Below are 16,823 nucleotides of genomic sequence, written 5' to 3'. Positions count from 1 at the left end.
CCAGGAGTCACCCCATGGGGGCGTGGAGGGTTCAGCCGTTGCTGCCCTCCACGAGCCACATCTGGTCGATGTTCGCACCGGTCGTCCCGCACAGGTCGCTCTGGGCGCAGGTGAGCGTGACCGCGTTGGTGCCCTTGGTGAGCTGGACCACCGCCCAGGTGTTGGTCCAGCCCTTCTCCCAGTCCCCTTCGTCCGCACCGGAGAAGTTCTTCATGTTCAGGGGACGGGTCTGCTTCTTGCCGTTGACCAGGATCGTGGCGTTGGAGTCCTTGCCGGGGACTCCGTAGTTCACGCGGAGGCTGTACGCGCCGGACTTGGGGATGCCGTTGACGGTCCACGTCACCTGGGCCCCGACCTTGTCGAACCCGGCTACATAGACACCGCCCTCGGACTCCGCGCCCTCTATGTCCGAAGCCGTCGCCGTGCCGCCGTCGAGCTTGAGCGCCTTCGCGTCCGTCTTCGGCAGATCGGCCGCCGGATCCTGAGGCTTCTTCGTCGGCTTCTCGCTGGGCTTGACCGTCTCGCCCTGCGTCGAGCCGCCGCCCGCTTCCTTCTTTTCGCCCTCGTCACCGCCGCCGGACATCATCGCGACGCCGATCCCGATGGCGACGACCGCGACGACCGCGATCGCGGCGATCAGGAGGCCCTTGGTGTTGGGGCCGCCGCCGCGACCGCCCGAGCCGCGGGACGCCGGGGTGTACTGCGGTGCCGAGGGGGCTCCGCCGGGCTGCGTCTCCGGGGCGGCGTAGTGCGCGTTCGGCTGGCCGTAGGCCTGCGGCTGCTGCGGCACCTGCTGGCCGTACGTGGGCGCGGCCTGCGTGCCGTACGTGTTGGGCCGACGGTCGCCCACCGCGCGCACGTGGTTGTACGAGGACCGGGGACCCGGGTAGCCGTAGCCGCCCCCGCCGCTGGGCGGAGTGGCGCCGGCCGCCTTGCCGTCTTCGTACAGGTAGCCGAACACATCGTCGTCGCCCTCTGGCGCGTTCGGCGTCTGTCCGCCGTTGTTGCCGGGCGTCATTCGCAGGTCACTCCCTCATATCGCTGACCGGGGGAGCCTACCCGTTCCGAGTGAGCCCACGGGGTGTCGTTGGCCTCATCCGGCCCGCCTGTGCTGCTTGGCACGGGACCGTTTCTCCACGTACATCCGCTGGTCAGCCGAGTGCAACACCTCGTCTGCCGTCATCCCGCAGTGTGCCCACCCGATACCGAAACTGGCACCCACCCGGACCGCACGGCCGTCCACCCGGATCGGCGGGATGATCGAGTTCCGCAGCCGCACCGCGAGGTCCTGCGCGTCGGCGCGGCCGAGCCCGTCGGCCAGGACGACGAACTCGTCGCCGCCGAGCCTGGCGACCGTGTCCCCGTCGCGGACGCCGCTGGTGAGCCGCCTCGCCACCTCGATGAGAACCGCGTCACCCGTGGTGTGCCCGAAGCGGTCGTTGATCGACTTGAAGCCGTCGAGGTCGCAGAAGAGAACGGCGAGACCCTTGGTGCCGTCGTCCGTGTCCCCGGGCCCTTCCGGCGGCGCGACGGTGTGCACGTGATGATCGAAGCCCTCGCCGCTCTGCTGGAGGCTGTTCGCGTTGTTCGATCCGTAGTCGAAGCTGTGCCGCCCGTGGGCGTCGTACACGCCGTCGTACGCCGCGTCCAGCGAGTCCACCGCGCTCGGCTGACCCGCGTGCGGCCTGCGACAGAGACGGGCGCTGAGGCGCGAGCGCAGCTCGGCGGAGTTCGGCAGGCCTGTGAGGGAGTCGTGCGACGCGCGGTGCGCGAGCTGGAGCTCGCGGCGCTTGCGGTCCTCTATGTCCTCGACGTGCGTGAGCAGGAAGCGCGGGCCGTCGGCGGCGTCCGCGACGACGGAGTTGCGCAGGGAGACCCAGACGTACGTCCCGTCGCGCCGCGCGAGACGCAGCTCGGCCCTGCCGCCCTCGGCGGAGGTCCGCAGGAGCGTGCCGATGTCCTCGGGGTCGACCAGGTCGGAGAAGGAGTAGCGGCGCATCGCGGACGCGGGGCGGCCGAGCAGCCGGCACAGCGCGTCGTTCGTGCGCAGGATGCGGCCGTGCTGGTCACCGCCCATCTCGGCGATGGCCATGCCCGAAGGCGCGTACTCGAAAGCCTGCCGGAAGGATTCCTCACTGGCCCGCAGCGCCTGCTGCTCGCGCTCCAGGCGGACCAGGGCGCGCTGCATGTTGGCGCGGAGCCGGGCGTTGCTGATCGCGATCGCGGCCTGGAAGGCGTACATCTGCAGGGCCTCGCGGCCCCAGGCACCGGGCCTGCGGCCGTTGCGCGGCCGGTCCACGGAGATCACGCCGAGCAGCTCGCCCCCGGCGGCGCCCGTCGCGTACATCGGCGCGAAGAGCCGGTCCGCGGGGTGCCACTCGTCCTCGAAGCGCGGCGCGGGGCCGTCGGTGTACCACTGCGGGACGTCGTCCTCGTCGAGGACCCAGCCCTCGGTGTACGAGATGAACCTCAGCGCGCCCCAGGGCTCGCCCATGGCGAGGCGCTTCTCCCACGCCTCACGCGAGCCGACCCGGCCGGTGATGAGCGCCTCCGCGGCGGTGTTGCCCGCGAAGGCGGCGACGACGAGATCGCCGTCAGGGCGTACGAGATTGACGCACGCCAGTTCATAGCCAAGGCCGTTGACCACGCCGTCGGCGACGGTCTGCAGCGTGTCCGCCAGGCTCCGGGCCGTATTGAGATCCGCCACCACCTGATGCAGCTGCCGCAGGGTCGCAAGACGGACGTACGGCTCCGACTCGGTCTCCATTGCTCGCTCTCCCCGAGACCTCGACAGCAACTCCAGAGATTCGCAGCGTCCTTAATGTTCCCTCAGTAACTGAGTTCTCTCAGTGTGTCTGATTGCCACCGTCACTGAATCACAGCGAGCAGCTCACCCGGTACACAGGGTCAACAAAATATGGGTCCTGTGACTCAAGTCACAGATGGGAAGCCTTCGTTGGTCCAGTCCACTCGACCGAAGGGCGCCTTTTGAGAGTGTCCTGGACCCATGCCCTCGGCCATCGGTCCTAGGCCCGGTCTCGGCCCTCGGCCCGATGCGGCGGCGGGCGCGGCCGGGCTAGCGTCGCTCCCGTGGTCCCCGTACTGAAGACATCCCTGACGTCCCCGGAGAACGCTCCCGCGACTCCCTCCGCCCCGCCCTCCCCACGTGCCCCGTCCCCTGACGGGCATCCTGTGGGGGTGAGCAATGAACAGTTCCGCGCCGCCATGTCCCGGCTCGCCGCGGGTGTGGTCCTGGTGACCGCCCGCGAGCCGTCCCTGGACGCGGACGACCCTCAGGCGCCGGTCGGCGAGGACGTCGGCATGACCGCGACGGCCTTCCTCTCCGTGTCCCTCGATCCGCCGCTCGTGCTGGTCAGCCTGCGTGAGGGCTCCCGGATGGACGACCTGCTCGCCGAGCAGCCGCTGTGGGGCGTCTCGGTGCTCTCCGAGAGCCAGCGCCACATCGCGGGCCGGTTCGCGATGAAGGGCAGGATCAGCGACCGGCTGCTCTTCGAGGACGTCCCCTACGCACGGGGAGAGGCGTCCGGGGCGCCCCTGGTCGGCGGCGCGCTCGCGACACTGGAGTGCCGGACGGAGCAGACGGTTACTGCGGGTGACCACACCCTCGTCATCGGGCGCGTACTTTCGGCTGCGCTGCCGAGCGTGGACGGGGGTCCGCTGACGTACTTCAAGGGGAAGTACCGGCAGCTGGGCTGAGGCCGTACTCAGGCCATTTGGCTGTTTCTCGCCGAGCGGTCTTCACTTACGCACATTTGCCGCGACGGGCGCGCGACGGTGGCCGGAGCTCAGCCCCAGCCGTCGCCCGCGCGCCCGCGCTTGGTCTGGCTGCGCTGCTTCTTCTCGCGCAGGCGCCGTTCATTGATCCCCCGGGGGATCTTCGTGGCGCGGCGGGGGCGGGGCGGCGGTGCGGTGGCCTCGGCGAGCAGCGAGGCGAGGCGGGTCGCCGCCATCTCGCGGTTGCGCCACTGGGAACGGTGCTCGGAGGCCCGCACGCTGACGACACCGCCGACGAGCCTGCTCGCGAGCCGCTCCAGGGCGCGCTCCTTCCACACCGGAGGCAGCGCCTCGGTGCCGGCCAGGTCGAATCTCAGCTCCACCTGCGAATCGCTGGTGTTGACGTGCTGACCGCCCGGCCCGGAGGACCTGGAGAAGCGCCACATGAGCTCGGCCTCGGGCAGGGAGACGGAGCCGCGGATGACATAGGGACCGGACATGGGTCCTATCGTCCCGCGTCTGTCCGGTCCACGTCACCCTTATTTACGGCAGGTCCCGCCTGTGTCAGGAGTGGCGCTAGGGATGAGTAAAGAAAGTAAAAGGACCTGGAACCTCTGGGACCCCGGTCGACGTTCATAGGGGTGACGGTAGCTTCGTCCCCAGTACGAAGCCCGTTCGTATGCAACGAGGGAAGGGACTCCCAACAATGGCAGTAAGCCTGTCCAAGGGTGGCAACGTCTCGCTCACCAAGGAGGCTCCGGGCCTGACCGCCGTCACCGTGGGCCTCGGCTGGGACGTCCGCACCACCACTGGCACCGACTTCGACCTCGACGCCTCGGCCATCGCGGTGAACCCGGAGGGCAAGGTCTACTCGGACGGCCACTTCGTCTTCTTCAACAACAAGGTGACGCCGGACCAGACCATCGAGCACACCGGTGACAACGTCACGGGTGAGGGCGAGGGCGACGACGAGCAGATCAAGGTCAACCTGGCGGGCCTCCCGGCCGACATCGACAAGATCGTCTTCCCGGTCTCGATCTACGACGCCGAGAACCGCTCGCAGAACTTCGGCCAGGTGCGGAACGCCTTCATCCGCATCATCAACCAGGCCGGTGGCACCGAGATCGCCCGCTATGACCTGAGCGAGGACGCCGCCACCGAGACCGCCATGGTCTTCGGCGAGCTGTACCGCAGTGGCGCGGAGTGGAAGTTCCGCGCGGTGGGCCAGGGCTACGCGTCCGGCCTCGTCGGCATCGCGCAGGACTTCGGCGTCAACGTCTGAGGTTCGTAGGCAAGTTTGCGGTTCCTGAGGGCCCCCGGCGGAATCTCCGCCGGGGGCCCTCCCCGTTGCCGTGACGGCTCCGGTGCCGTTGCCGTGACGGCTCCGGGACCGCAGGATCGGGAGCACCACCCACCACTTGAGGGAGTGTGAGTGCCATGGCGACCGTGGTGCTGGTCGGGACGCTCGACACCAAAGGCGCGGAGTACGCCTGGCTGCGCGAGCGGCTCAGGGAGTACGGCAGCGACACCCTGCTCATCGACACCGGCATACTGCCGCCACCCGCCCAGGCCCCCACCGCCGACGTACCCGCCGAAGCCGTGGCAGGCGCGGCCGGGCACGACCTCGCGAAGCTGCGCGGTGCGGGCGAGCGGGGCGCGGCCGTGGCGGCGATGGCGGACGGCGTGACCGAGGTGGTGCTCGACCTGCACCGCCGGGGCAAGCTGCACGCGGTGCTCGCCGCAGGGGGCAGCGGCGGTTCGTCGATCGCCTCGCAGGCGATGCGCGCGCTGCCGATCGGGGTGCCGAAGGTGCTCGTCAGCACGATGGCGGGCGGCGACGTGGCACCGTACGTCGGCAGCAGCGACATCACCCTGATGTACAGCGTCGTGGACATCTCCGGCATCAACGCGGTCTCCCGGCAGGTCCTTGGCAACGCGGCGGCGGCAGCCGCTGGCATGGCACGGCGCTACGAACGCAACCACGACGAACTGGCGGGCCGGGGCCGCAAGGTGGTCGCCGCCACGATGTTCGGCGTGACGACGCCCGCGATCGACGCGGCCCGCGCCAGGCTCGACGCACTGGGCTACGAGGTCCTCGTCTTCCACGCGACGGGCGCGGGCGGCAGGGCGGTGGAGAAACTGGCGTCCGACGGCCTTCTGGACGGCGTACTGGACCTGACGACCACCGAACTCGCCGACGAGCTGGTCGGCGGCGTCCTCTCGGCGGGCCCCGAGCGCCTCACCGCGGCGGGCCGCGCGGGCATCCCGCAGGTGGTCGCTCCCGGCGCCCTCGACATGGTCAACTTCGGCCCGGCGGCAACGGTCCCGCCCCGCTTCGCGGACCGCACCCTGCTCGTCCACAACCCCTCGGTCACGCTGATGCGCACGACGGCCGACGAGATGGCCGCGCTCGGCACCACCCTCGGCCACAAACTCGCCGCCGCGCGCGGGCCGGTCGAATTCTTCTGGCCGCTGCGCGGGGTCTCCGCGGTGGACGTCGAGGGCGGCCCGTTCGAGGACACGGCGGCGGACGAGGCAGGGCTGAACGCGCTGCGGACGACGGTGCGGGGCAGTGGCGTACGACTGCACGAGCTGGACGCGCACATCAACGACGCGGAGTTCGCGGTGGCGATGGCGGACCGCCTGGACGAGCTGATCGGCGCACGGGCGCTGAAGCGGACGCCCTGATGCCCCCCTCCACGACTCGCTCCAGGAGCACCCCATGACGAAGCAGATCACCCGCAAGGAAGCGCTGGCCCGCCTCAACTCCCAGGTGGCGAAGGGGGTTCCGGTGATCGGGGCGGGGGCGGGTACGGGCCTCTCCGCCAAGTGTGCGGAGGAGGGCGGCGTGGACCTCCTGATCATCTACAACTCCGGGCGCTACCGGATGGCGGGCCGCGGCTCCCTGGCCGGTCTGCTCCCGTACGGCGACGCGAACGCGATCGTGGTGGACATGGCGAGGGAGGTGCTCCCGGTGGTGAAGGACACCCCGGTCCTCGCCGGGGTGTGCGGCACTGACCCCTTCCGGGACATGGGCCGCTTCCTGGACGAGCTGAAGGGGATGGGCTTCACCGGCGTACAGAACTTCCCGACGGTCGGCCTGTACGACGGCACGTTCCGCACCAACCTCGAAGAGACGGGCATGGGGTACGGCCTCGAGGTGGACATGGTCCGCGAGGCCCACGCCCGCGACCTCCTCACGACCCCCTACGTCTTCGACCCCGGCCAGGCCGCCGACATGGCACGGGCCGGAGCGGACGTCCTCGTCCCCCACGTCGGCCTGACGACGAAGGGCGCGATCGGCGCGGGCACGGCCCTGACCCTCGATCAGGCGGCCACGGCGGTGCAGGAGATGCACGACGCGGCCAAGCGCGTGAACCCCGACATCCTGGTCCTGTGCCACGGCGGCCCCATCGCGGAACCGGAGGACGCCGCCCACGTCCTGTCCCGCACCACCGGAATCGTCGGCTTCTTCGGCGCGTCGTCGATCGAACGCCTCCCCACGGAGCGCGCGATCGTGGACCAGACGCGCGCCTTCAAATCCCTGAAGGCGCACGGCTGAGAGCGGGGGTGAATACGGCTAGCCTGCGCCGCATGATCCTCGAACCGCTCACCCCTGCAGAGCACGGCGCGCTCCCCGGTGAGCTGCTCACCGAGCTCACCGCCCTCTACGCGTCGAACCACGTCTTCCACGCACTCTCCGGCGACTTCCCCGACCCCCATGACATCCGCCCCGAACAGGTCGCCGCCGCACTCGCGGACGAGCTTGCCGAGCCGGAGGCACAGGTGCTCGTCGCACGGTCCGAGGGGCGGGTCGTCGGGATCGGCATCACGCTGAACCGGCATCCCGACCCCGCCGACCCCGACCCGTGGATCGGGCTGCTCATGGTGGACGCCACGCAGCAACGCCGCGGCTACGGCCGGGAGTTGGCGGCCAGGATCGAGGAGCGCTTCCGGGCGGACGGGCGCGACGGGGTGCGGATCGCCGTCCTGGAGGGGAACGCCGCCGGGCTCGCCTTCTGGGGCAGGCTCGGGTACGAGGTCATCGACCACCGGCGCGACCGCGACGCGGACCGCCCCTGCGCCGTACTGCGCAAGCCGCTCTTCTGACGCCCTTGGGCCCTACGGGTGGTCCGGCTTTCCGTCCTCGTACAGCCACGGGCCCCAGATCGCACGCACCTTCTTGCGCGCCGCATCGCCGCCCGCGTGCTTCTCCACGTACCGCGTGAAGTCCTCGGTGTCGGCGTTGCGGTGGCGGTAGGTCTTCGTCCAGCCCCGCACGATGTCGTAGAAGGTGTCGTCGCCCACCGCCTGGCGGATCTTGTGGATGACCATGCCGCCGCGCTCGTACACCGGACTGTCCGAGATCTGGCCGGCGGACGGCGGCTTCGCGGGCGGGAACTCCCAGATGGCCTCGTTGTCCTCCTTGTCGTCGTAGTAGTCGTCCGCGTAGATGTCGTCGAAGGTCTCCTGCACGCTGTCGCCGTCGTGGTCCTCCTCCCAGAGCCACTCGGCGTACGTGGCGAAGCCCTCGTTGAGCCACATGTCCCGCCAGGACTTGGGCGTCACGGAGTTCCCGAACCACTGGTGGGCCATCTCGTGGACCACGAGCTCGGTGCTGGGGGCGCCGGGATAGGTGGGGCGGGTCTGGGTCTCCAGGGCGTAGCCCGCGTCCTCCTCGCGGGCGACGATCGCGCCGGCCGACGAGAAGGGGTAGGGGCCGAAGTTCAGCTCCTGCCACTCCATGATCTCGGAGATGCGGTTCAGCGCCTTCGCGCTCGCCTTGGCCTCGGAGGGTTCGACCGCCGTGAGCACCGGGATGCCTGACTTCGTCGTCGACTTCTTCACCTCGAACGCCCCGATCGCCACCGTCGCCAGATAGCTCGCCATCGGCTCGGCGCTGTGCCAGGCGAAGGTGGTGCGGCCGTTCTTGGTCGACTCGCGGGTCAGCTCGCCGTTGGAGATGGCCTTCAGGCCCTTGGGGACGGTGACGCGTATGTCGTACGAGGCCTTGTCCGAGGGGTGGTTGCTGGAGGGGAACCAGGCCATCGAGCCCGTCGGCTCGCCGAGCGCCAGGGCGCCCTCCTCCGTCCGCAGCCAGCCCTCCTCGGAGTCGTCCGGGTCGGTGATGGTCTCCGGGCTGCCGGAGTAGCGGACGACCGTGCGGAACGTCTCGCCCTTGTCGAGGTCGCCCGGGGGCCGGATCGTCAGCTCCTGCCCGTCGCGGTGGAAGTTGGCGTCCTTCCCCTCGACGGTCACGCCCTTCACGTCCAGACCCTTGAGGTCGAGGTTGAAGGCGCTGAGGTCCTGGGTGGCGCGCGCCGTGACCTCGGCCGTGGCGGTGAGGTGGCGCGCGTCCGGGTCGTACCCGAGGGTCAGGTCGTAGTGCGCGACGTCGTAACCGCCGTTGCCCAGCTTCGGGAAGTACGGGTCACGCACGCCGTCGGCTCCGGGCGCGCCGAACACTCCGGAGCCGCTGCAGGCGGTGAGGACGAGGGCGGCGAGGGCGGCGGCGGAGGTGCTGCGGAGAGCCGTGGGTCGTGGGTGCACGGGTGTGATCTTATGCGGCATATGTTCGGGGTGCGAGCGCCCCGTAAGGGGCGCGGGGCGTTACATTATGCGGCTCCGCCGCGTGGGCGCGACCAGCCCCCACCGGCCCTCAGATACTCCACTGCGCTTTAGACCACGGCGATGCCCAACGGCCTCTCCCCCGCCGGGAGGCGTTCCGTATCGCCGCTCTCCAGGTCGATGACGGTGATCCCGTTCCAGAATCCGTCGCGGGTGAAGCCGCCGGTGACGTACGCGGTGGTGCCGTCCTCGGAGACGGCGACGTCCTCGTGCGGCCCGTCCAGCGGGAAGACCTTCTCCTTGCCGTCCTTCATCCGCATGGTCAGCGAGGGCCCCTTGTCCGACGAGGGGTCGATGGGTCCGGTGCCGACCGCGAACAGCGTGCCGTCCTCGGTGATCCGCGCCCCGTGTTGATGGGTGTTGGCCGTCATCGGCTCGATGTCCGAATCGCCGGTGCGCGGATCGAGCACGACGAGCTTCTCGCCCTCGAAGGGCAGCAGGAGCTTGCCGTCCGAGGGGCGTACGGCGGCGTAGTGCGGCTTGAGCCAGGAGCCGAGGCCGCCTTCGGTCCCGTAGGGGGCGACTTCGATGCGCCGCGGCTTCAGCGAGTCGGCGCGTACGACCGTCACGTCGAAGGAGTCGTGGTTGGTCGCGTAGACCTCGCGGCCGTCCTTCGACACGTCCACGTCGAAGGGGCGGCGGCCCACCGGAACGGTGTCGGTGACCTCGCGCTTCTCGCTGTCGATGACCTCCAACGTGCCGTTGCCGTCGGGCACGTTGACGCCCACGTAGACGTGCTCGCCGTCCGGGGAGAGCGCGATGCCCATGCCTCCGCCGCGGTACTCGCCGGTCGTCGCGGGGCCGCTGTCCGTCTCGTACGGGATGCGGTCGAGGCGTTCGCGGGTGCGGGTGTCGACGACGGTCACGGCGTCGGCGGTGGCGACCCAGGCGCGGCCGTCGTCGCCCACGGTAAGGCCGTAGGGGGCAGTGCCGACCTTCACGGATTCGATGGGGCCGTGCTCGGGGTCGACGAAGGTGACGGTGTCGGAGCCGAAGTCGGCCACCAGGAGGGTGCCTTCGGGGGTGCGCTGCTCGGCGGGGAGGGTGGCGGTGGCCGGGGCTGTGGCGCTCGCGCTCGCGCGGGAGGGTTCGGAGCCGGTGCCGCAGCCCGTGAGGACGGCGGCACCCAGGAGCACGGTGCCGACGGAGAGCGCCGCCCGTGGCACCTTCACGAGGCGGCCCTCAGCAGCGCGGCGATCTCCGCGAAACCACGTCGCTCCGCGTGCTCCAGGGGCGTGACGCCGTCCCGGTCGGCGAGATCGGGCGTCGCGCCCGCGGCGAGCAGCAGCGCCACGACCTCCTGGTGCGCAGCACCGCCGTCGCCGAGGATCACGGCCTCCAACAGGGCGGTCCAGCCCAGGTCGTTGACGTGATCGACGTCGATGTCGGTGACGCGCAGGACTTCCCGTACGTACGTGACGTGGCCGCGCTCCGATGCCGGGATCACGGAGATGCCGCCGAACCGGTTGCGGAGCTTCAGATCGGGCCCCGCGGGAAGCAGGACGTGCAGCATGGCGACGCTGCCCGTCACGCCGGTGACCAGCCAGGGGCTGTCGGCGCGATGATCCTGCGCGTCGACGTCGGCACCGGCGGCCACCAAGATCCTGGCGGCCTCGACGTGGTCGCCGATGGCGGCGAGCAACAGGGGCGTGCGCAGTTCGGTGTCGCGGGCCTCGACGCGGCCGCCCGCGTCAAGGGCGGCTCTCACTTCTTCGGCGTTCCCGGCCCTAGCGGCTTCGAGCAGCCGCTGGTCCTCGGCGGTCCTTGTCATGAACGTTCTCCTCGTCGTCGTACGGACCGGGAACACGGTGGCTCAGCGGCTCAGGAGCTTCAGCGGCCGAGCGCCGCGACGCCCGCCTTCGCGAACTTCTCGTCCAGGTCGCCGCTCGGGGCGCCCGCGACACCGATGCCCGCGATGGGCGCGCCCTTGGCGGTCACCGGCGCACCGCCCGCGAGGAACAGGGTGCCGGGGATGTCCTTCAGGTTCGGCGTCTTCTCCAGGTTCTTGGACAACTCGGAGGTGGGCGCGTTCCAGGAGACGGCGGTGTACGCCTTCTTCTCGGCGGACTCGTACGACTGCGGCCCCGCGCCGTCGCCGCGCAGGGTGACGATCGTGTTGCCGTTGCGGTCGACCACGGCGACCGTGACGCGCTGGTTCTCCTTCTCGGCGGCGTCGAGGGTGGCCTTGGCGGCCTTCGTCGCGGCGTCGATGTTCAGGTGCGTCGACTGCGTGAGGTTCTTGTTGCCCGCGTCGGCGGTGACGGCTGCCTTGGTGGCGGCGTCGGGGGTACCGGCGGTGGCGGAGACGGCACCGAAGGTTCCGGCGCCCAGGACGGCGGCGGTGGCGGCGATGGTCAGGACACGGGTGCGGCGGGAGATCTTCTTCATCGGGGGCTCCTCAAGGGTGACTACGGGGATCGGGGAGGGATCGGAGGGGAAGTTGTTCCCTCTGCCGTCAATCCTCCGGCCGCATCCGGGGCCAACCCCTCGGCGTACCGGCTGGGAGCGGCGCGCGACTCGGCCGACACCAGGGTCAACCGATCGGTTGACCCTCTCGTGGCCCCACCGGGTCACAATGAGGGTGTTTGCCCAGTTCAGCGACGGCACGACCCGCGCGACGGGGGCACGAGACCGCAGTACGAGAGAGAGGCGCACCGTGGCGGGACCGAGAGTGGGACAGCGCACGCCGGACCCCGACGCACGCTGGCTCGCAGCCGTCATGCACGCGACGTTCTACCTGCTCCTGGCCACCTCACTGGCCCGCTTCCTGCTGCGCCACCCCGCCGGCGGTGAGCGCGTCCCGTGGATCATCGCGCTCTCCGTCGTCCTTGCCTTCCTCTACGCCCTGCCGCCCCTCACCGCGGCCCTGCGGGGCAAGCGCTCCGCGCCCTTCGCGTCAGGACCGGCGCCCGGCACGCGCCCCACGCCCCTGCGCCTCACCTGGCTCGCCCTGGTCGTCGCGGTCTGGCTGGTGCTCGTGATCCTCGCGCCGAGCTTCGGGTGGTGCGCGGTGCCGCTCTTCTTCACCGGCCTGCGTACGCTGCCGCCGCGCGCGGCCTTCGCCCTGGTGGCCGTCCTGACCGGCTGCGTGGTCGCGTCACAACTGCGGCTCGCGGGCCGCTACGACCCGGACCTGATCCTCGGGCCGCCCGCCGTGTCGGCGATCGCGACGGCGGTCTTCGTCCACATGCAGCGCCAGGCGGCCCGCCAGCGCGAGCTGATCGACGACCTCATCCGCACCCGCCGCGAACTGGCCGCCACCGAACGCCGCGAAGGCACCCTCGCCGAGCGCCAGCGCCTGTCCATGGAGATCCACGACACCCTCGCCCAGGGCCTGTCCAGCCAGCAGATGCTGCTCCAGGCCGCGGAGCGCGTCTGGGACACGGAACCGGACAAGGCCCGCGCCCATGTCCGTACGGCCGAGTCGATCACCGAAGTCGGCCTCACCGAGGCCCGCCGCTTCGTGCACGACCTGGCGCCCGCCGACCTCGCCGACGGCGGCGGCCTCGACGAGGCGCTGCGGACGCTGGCCGCGCGCACCGCGCAGGACGCGGGCCTCACGGTCCGTTTCCACTCCGAGGGCACGCCCGTCCCGCTGCCCGACCGGACGCAGTCCGCACTCCTGCGCATCGCGCAGGGCGCCCTTGCCAATGTGACGGAGCACGCCGCCGCGACCACGGCGGCACTGACGCTCACGCACCTGGACGACCAGGTCGTACTCGACGTCGCGGACGACGGCCGCGGCTTCACCCCCACCGACGAGCCGCCCGCCTCCCATCGGCGGGGCCACGGACTGCCCGCGATCCGCGCCAGGGCGAGGCAGCTCGGCGGCACGCTGACGATCGAGTCGGCGCCGGGCGAGGGCACGGTGCTCTCGGTCTCGATCCCCCTGACCCCGCAGGAGACCCCATGACGTCCCCCACACCCCCGGTCCGCCTGCTGGTGTGCGACGACCACATCGTCGTACGCGCCGGACTGCTCGCCCTGCTCGGCAGCGCGCCGGACATCGAGGTGGTCGGCGAGGCGGGTACCGGCGAGGAGGCGATCGCGCTCGCCGCGAAGCTGGCCCCCGACGTGGTCCTGATGGACCTGCAACTGGGCGAGGGAATGGACGGCGTGGAGGCAACACGCCACATCACGACCGCCGACACCGACGCCGGCACACCCACCCCCCACGTCCTGGTCCTGACGACGTACGACACGGACGCCGACATCACCCGCGCCATCGAGGCGGGCGCGACGGGCTACCTCCTGAAGGCCGAACGCCCCGAGGAGCTCTTCGCCGCGATCCACGCCGCCGCGCAGGGCCGCACCACGCTCTCGCCGCCGGTCGCGTCCCGCGTGATGGCCCGCATGCGCAAGCCGCTGCCCACCCTCACCGACCGCGAGCTCGACATCCTCGCCCAGCTCTCCCAAGGCCTCGGCAACCGCGACATCGCCCGCGCCCTGTTCATCAGCGAGGCCACGGTCAAGACGCACCTGGGCCGGATCTACGACAAGCTCGGCGTCGACACGCGTGCGGGCGCGGTGGCGGTGGCGAAGGAGCAGCGGCTACTGCCCTGACGTGCGGTGTCGTCCCACGCCCTGCGGGGCCGTGACACCATCGTCCACGTGCTCGACATCGGCTACGCCCTCTCCCGCCGCTTTCCCGACCCGCCGCAGTTCGACTACCGCGGCGCGGACGTCCACGCGCTGCGGCACGACCTGTTCTGCGGGGACGTGTACCTCGCGGACACGAAGGCGGACCGGGAACTGTCCACAGCCTGGGGATGGGTTCCCGTGCTCGACTTCGCGTGGGCGCTGTGCGACATCGTCGAGCTCGTGGACCAGGATCCCCGCGGCAGCCGCGCCTCCCGCCCCCAGCACGCGGAGCTCGACTTCACGGAGTCGACGGACCGCATGCTGTTCACCCGTCGCTTCGGGTGGGTGGACATCGAGGCGGACTGGATGCGGGTGGAAGAACCTCCCCTGACCTTCTCCCACTCCGAACTCCGCCGCGAGGCGCGGGACTTCCTCCAGGACCTCCTGGCGGACCTCATCGACCTCCACGAGTCCCTGGCGGACAACCCGGCGATCTGGTCGCTCCAGTCCCGCTTTCCCCGGGCGTAGGCGCCCACCGCAGTCCGCTTGCCCCGCATCTACCCCCTGACGAACAAGCTCTCCCACCCACCCGCCCGATCACCCCGCGTCTCACCTTGCCGAACAAGCCTCTCCCTCCCACCCGCCCGATTGCCCCGCGTCCGCCCGTGGGCGAACGAGCGGAGGGCGATGAGCCCCACGCACCTGCAGTCGGCATCGAGACGTGAGGGGGTGTGTCGGTATTTCCGCCCGGAGCACGGTAAGCAGCGCTCCCCCGCCGAAGCGAAAAGGCGCCCACCAGCGGATGGCGAGGACGGACATACCGGCGCGGCCCCGCACCCACAACAGACCCGCACCGCAAGCCCCGCCAAAGCCGGACGCTAGTCCACCCGCACCCCCACCTGCGCAGCGAACGCCGGCGCCAGATCCATCAGCTGCCCAGCACTGATCACCGCCCCCGCCAAGCAGTCGATCCCCCGCAGAATGTCCACCTGCGCCGCACCCCGCAGGTCGACATCCTTCATGCGGGTCCCGCTGAAGTCCGCCCCCTTCAGCACGCACCCCACGAACTCCACCCGCTCAAGGACCGCCTGCCCGAAGTCCGGCTCGACCAGCACGCATTCCTCGAAGACGACGTCCTTCAACCGCGCCTTCCGCAGGTTCAGATAGTCGATCTTCCCGCCCCGCACGACGACCCGCTCCAGCACACTCCCGTGCAGCTGAACGCCCCCCAGCCGCGCGTCCACCACCTCAACGTCCCGCAGCGACGCCTCCGCCAGCTCCGTGCCGACCCCCCGCAGCTCCGTCAGCACGGAGTCCACGAACCGCGCCCTGCTGAGCCGCGCCTCAGTGACCCCGCAGCCCGTCACCGCGCAGTCGAGGAACAGCGCTCCCCCGCCGTCCTGCCCCGCGAGATCGAGATCCCGGAACTCGACCCCGTCGTAATCCCCGTCGGGCTCCAGCTCACCCCCGCCGAGCCCGAGATCCCCGAACGCCCGCAGCTGCGGCAACCGCACCTCGGGCCGCCGAGCCTTCTTCACCCCTGCCGCATCCCTCTGTCCCATGCACCCATCGTGCACCCACCCACTGACAACTCCACCGCACCCCGATACCGATGTCACATCCCGAGCACCCCCATCCGTCGTACCGAGAGAAAGCAGCCAACCGCACCCGACCACAACAGGAGCCCCACCCCATGCCCAGCACCCCCACCCACCTCACCGTCATCGGCGGCGGCTTCGCCGGCCTCACCGCCGCCATCACCGCCGCTGAAGCAGGCGCCCGAGTCACCCTCCACGAGGCCCACCACACCCTCGGCGGCCGAGCCCGCACCGCCGAAGGCACGTACCGCACGAACGAAGGCCCCCACGCCCTCTACAACGGCGGCCCCCACTGGACCTGGCTCAAGCAGCGCGACCTGATCGGACCCCTCGCACCCATCCCGCCCCTCGAAGGAACCCGCCTGCGCCTCCACCACCAGGGACGACTCCGCCGTACTCCACCCCTCGCGATGCTGAAGCTCCTGCGCCGCAAGCCCGAACAGGCGCCCGTGGAAAAGGACTTCATGACCTGGGCCAGCGGCGAAGCGGGCGAGAAGGGAGCGCGCGCCGCCGCGCACTACATCGCCGTGGCGACGTTCCACCACGACCCCGGATCCCTCTCCGCCAGGTTCGTGCAGGAACGCCTGCGCCGCGCCACGAAGCTGCCCCCGGAGGCGCACTACCCGCGCGGCGGCTGGGGCTCGGTCATCGACCGGATGGCGTCGCTCGCCTGGAACCTGGGCGTACGCGTGGAAACGCTGTCCCGCATCGACAAAACCGACAGCACCGCCAAGGGCCCCGTGGTCGTAGCCACCTCCCTCCCCGCGGCACGCTCCCTCCTTCAGGACGAGACCCTCCACTGGGACAGCGCCCGCACCGCCCTCGTCGACCTGGCCATCACCTCCCGTAAGGGCGACCCCTTCGCGATCTCCGACCTGGACAGGACCGGCTGGATCGAACGGTTCACCACCCAGGACCGCACCCTCGCCCCTGCCGGACAGGACCTGATCCAGGGACAGATCCCGCTCTCCCCCGAGGAGTCCAAGGCCGACGGAGCAGCCCGCGCGGACCATCTCCTCGACCTCGGCTTCCCCGGCTGGCGCGACCGCCTTCTCTGGCGCCGCGACTCCGTGTCCAACGGCCGCACCGGCGCGGTGGACCTGCCCGGCACCACCTGGCGCGACCGCCCGGCGATCGACCGCGGCGGCGGCGTCTACCTCGCGGGCGACCAGGTGGCGGCCCCCGGCCTGCTCTCCGAGGTCGCCTTCAACAGCGCCATCGAGGCGGTGACACTCGCACTGGCCCCCACAAGACTCGACCTCAAGTCCGCGTGAAGCCGCT

General features: G+C 70.8%; 17 protein-coding genes. 9 read left to right on the top strand and 8 right to left on the bottom strand.

The annotated features are described in order from the left end of the window. Nucleotides 1–31 precede the first annotated feature (31 nt). Together ACWFRJ_RS41900 and cdgB are read right to left on the bottom strand one after the other, a co-directional pair. Nucleotides 32–1,018, bottom strand: a complete 987-nt coding sequence (locus ACWFRJ_RS41900) for a carbohydrate-binding protein (RefSeq protein ID WP_453543865.1) — start codon at nucleotides 1,016–1,018, stop codon at nucleotides 32–34. 75 nt (nucleotides 1,019–1,093) lie between these two features. Continuing rightward, nucleotides 1,094–2,767, bottom strand: a complete 1,674-nt coding sequence (gene cdgB, locus ACWFRJ_RS41895) for a diguanylate cyclase CdgB (RefSeq protein WP_453543863.1) — start codon at nucleotides 2,765–2,767, stop codon at nucleotides 1,094–1,096. A 458-nt stretch (nucleotides 2,768–3,225) separates the two neighbouring features. Here cdgB and ACWFRJ_RS41890 point away from each other — a divergent pair, with 458 nt between their 5' ends. Further along, complete coding sequence (locus tag ACWFRJ_RS41890) at nucleotides 3,226–3,717, top strand: flavin reductase family protein (protein WP_453544015.1); 492 nt, start codon at nucleotides 3,226–3,228, stop codon at nucleotides 3,715–3,717. A gap of 89 nt (nucleotides 3,718–3,806) precedes the next feature. On the opposite strand, the gene arfB is transcribed toward ACWFRJ_RS41890, so the two are convergent. Continuing rightward, nucleotides 3,807–4,244, bottom strand: coding sequence for an alternative ribosome rescue aminoacyl-tRNA hydrolase ArfB (gene arfB / locus ACWFRJ_RS41885; RefSeq protein WP_453544013.1), 438 nt, complete (start codon nucleotides 4,242–4,244; stop codon nucleotides 3,807–3,809). 197 nt (nucleotides 4,245–4,441) lie between these two features. Between arfB and ACWFRJ_RS41880 the strand changes: the two genes are divergently transcribed. The 4 genes from ACWFRJ_RS41880 to ACWFRJ_RS41865 all read left to right on the top strand — a co-directional run bounded on the left by ACWFRJ_RS41880 (nucleotide 4,442) and on the right by ACWFRJ_RS41865 (nucleotide 7,845). Beyond that, nucleotides 4,442–5,017 carry a TerD family protein gene (locus ACWFRJ_RS41880; RefSeq protein ID WP_453543861.1) on the top strand — a complete coding sequence of 192 codons (576 nt, stop codon included), beginning with the start codon at nucleotides 4,442–4,444 and terminating at the stop codon, nucleotides 5,015–5,017. A gap of 155 nt (nucleotides 5,018–5,172) precedes the next feature. Beyond that, nucleotides 5,173–6,423: a Tm-1-like ATP-binding domain-containing protein gene (locus ACWFRJ_RS41875; protein WP_453543859.1), complete on the top strand. Its 1,251-nt coding sequence runs from the start codon at nucleotides 5,173–5,175 to the stop codon at nucleotides 6,421–6,423. A 34-nt stretch (nucleotides 6,424–6,457) separates the two neighbouring features. Further along, nucleotides 6,458–7,297 carry a phosphoenolpyruvate hydrolase family protein gene (locus ACWFRJ_RS41870; RefSeq protein ID WP_453543857.1) on the top strand — a complete coding sequence of 280 codons (840 nt, stop codon included), beginning with the start codon at nucleotides 6,458–6,460 and terminating at the stop codon, nucleotides 7,295–7,297. A 32-nt stretch (nucleotides 7,298–7,329) separates the two neighbouring features. After that, nucleotides 7,330–7,845 carry a GNAT family N-acetyltransferase gene (locus ACWFRJ_RS41865; RefSeq protein ID WP_453543855.1) on the top strand — a complete coding sequence of 172 codons (516 nt, stop codon included), beginning with the start codon at nucleotides 7,330–7,332 and terminating at the stop codon, nucleotides 7,843–7,845. Between the two features lie 12 nt (nucleotides 7,846–7,857). Here the strand turns inward: ACWFRJ_RS41865 and ACWFRJ_RS41860 are convergent, their stop codons facing one another. The 4 genes from ACWFRJ_RS41860 to ACWFRJ_RS41845 form a co-directional block, all read right to left on the bottom strand. Continuing rightward, nucleotides 7,858–9,306, bottom strand: a complete 1,449-nt coding sequence (locus ACWFRJ_RS41860; protein WP_453543853.1) for a M1 family metallopeptidase — start codon at nucleotides 9,304–9,306, stop codon at nucleotides 7,858–7,860. Between the two features lie 107 nt (nucleotides 9,307–9,413). Then, entirely contained in the window at nucleotides 9,414–10,535 is a 1,122-nt protein-coding gene (locus ACWFRJ_RS41855) for a YncE family protein (RefSeq protein WP_453543851.1), read from the bottom strand. After that, on the bottom strand, nucleotides 10,532–11,134 hold the full coding sequence (locus tag ACWFRJ_RS41850; protein ID WP_453543849.1) for an ankyrin repeat domain-containing protein: 603 nt from the start codon (nucleotides 11,132–11,134) through the stop codon (nucleotides 10,532–10,534). Before ACWFRJ_RS41850 ends, ACWFRJ_RS41855 begins: the two co-directional genes overlap by 4 nt. A 59-nt stretch (nucleotides 11,135–11,193) precedes the next feature. Further along, entirely contained in the window at nucleotides 11,194–11,751 is a 558-nt protein-coding gene (locus ACWFRJ_RS41845) for a GlcG/HbpS family heme-binding protein (RefSeq protein ID WP_453543847.1), read from the bottom strand. Between the two features lie 187 nt (nucleotides 11,752–11,938). On the opposite strand from ACWFRJ_RS41845, the gene ACWFRJ_RS41840 reads away from it, so the two are divergent. Genes ACWFRJ_RS41840 through ACWFRJ_RS41830 form a run of 3 tightly spaced genes read left to right on the top strand, consistent with a single transcriptional unit; the run spans nucleotide 11,939 to nucleotide 14,472 of the window. Further along, nucleotides 11,939–13,276, top strand: a complete 1,338-nt coding sequence (locus ACWFRJ_RS41840) for a sensor histidine kinase (protein WP_453543845.1) — start codon at nucleotides 11,939–11,941, stop codon at nucleotides 13,274–13,276. Then, the gene (locus ACWFRJ_RS41835) at nucleotides 13,273–13,926 is read left to right on the top strand and encodes a response regulator (RefSeq protein ID WP_453543843.1); all 654 of its coding nucleotides are present in this window, start codon (nucleotides 13,273–13,275) and stop codon (nucleotides 13,924–13,926) included. Before ACWFRJ_RS41840 ends, ACWFRJ_RS41835 begins: the two co-directional genes overlap by 4 nt. Before the next feature lie 48 nt (nucleotides 13,927–13,974). Continuing rightward, a complete protein-coding gene (locus ACWFRJ_RS41830) occupies nucleotides 13,975–14,472 on the top strand; it encodes a hypothetical protein (RefSeq protein WP_453544011.1) in 498 nt (165 codons plus the stop codon). Between the two features lie 350 nt (nucleotides 14,473–14,822). Here the strand turns inward: ACWFRJ_RS41830 and ACWFRJ_RS41825 are convergent, their stop codons facing one another. Continuing rightward, nucleotides 14,823–15,506 carry a pentapeptide repeat-containing protein gene (locus ACWFRJ_RS41825; RefSeq protein WP_453543841.1) on the bottom strand — a complete coding sequence of 228 codons (684 nt, stop codon included), beginning with the start codon at nucleotides 15,504–15,506 and terminating at the stop codon, nucleotides 14,823–14,825. A 131-nt stretch (nucleotides 15,507–15,637) separates the two neighbouring features. On the opposite strand from ACWFRJ_RS41825, the gene ACWFRJ_RS41820 reads away from it, so the two are divergent. Continuing rightward, the gene (locus ACWFRJ_RS41820) at nucleotides 15,638–16,816 is read left to right on the top strand and encodes an FAD-dependent oxidoreductase (RefSeq protein WP_453543839.1); all 1,179 of its coding nucleotides are present in this window, start codon (nucleotides 15,638–15,640) and stop codon (nucleotides 16,814–16,816) included. Nucleotides 16,817–16,823 lie beyond the last annotated feature (7 nt).

It is taken from the genome of Streptomyces sp. NPDC055239 (assembly GCF_053606205.1).
Note: the sequence above shows the minus strand (reverse complement) of the source record. Positions and strands in the feature narration are given on the sequence as shown.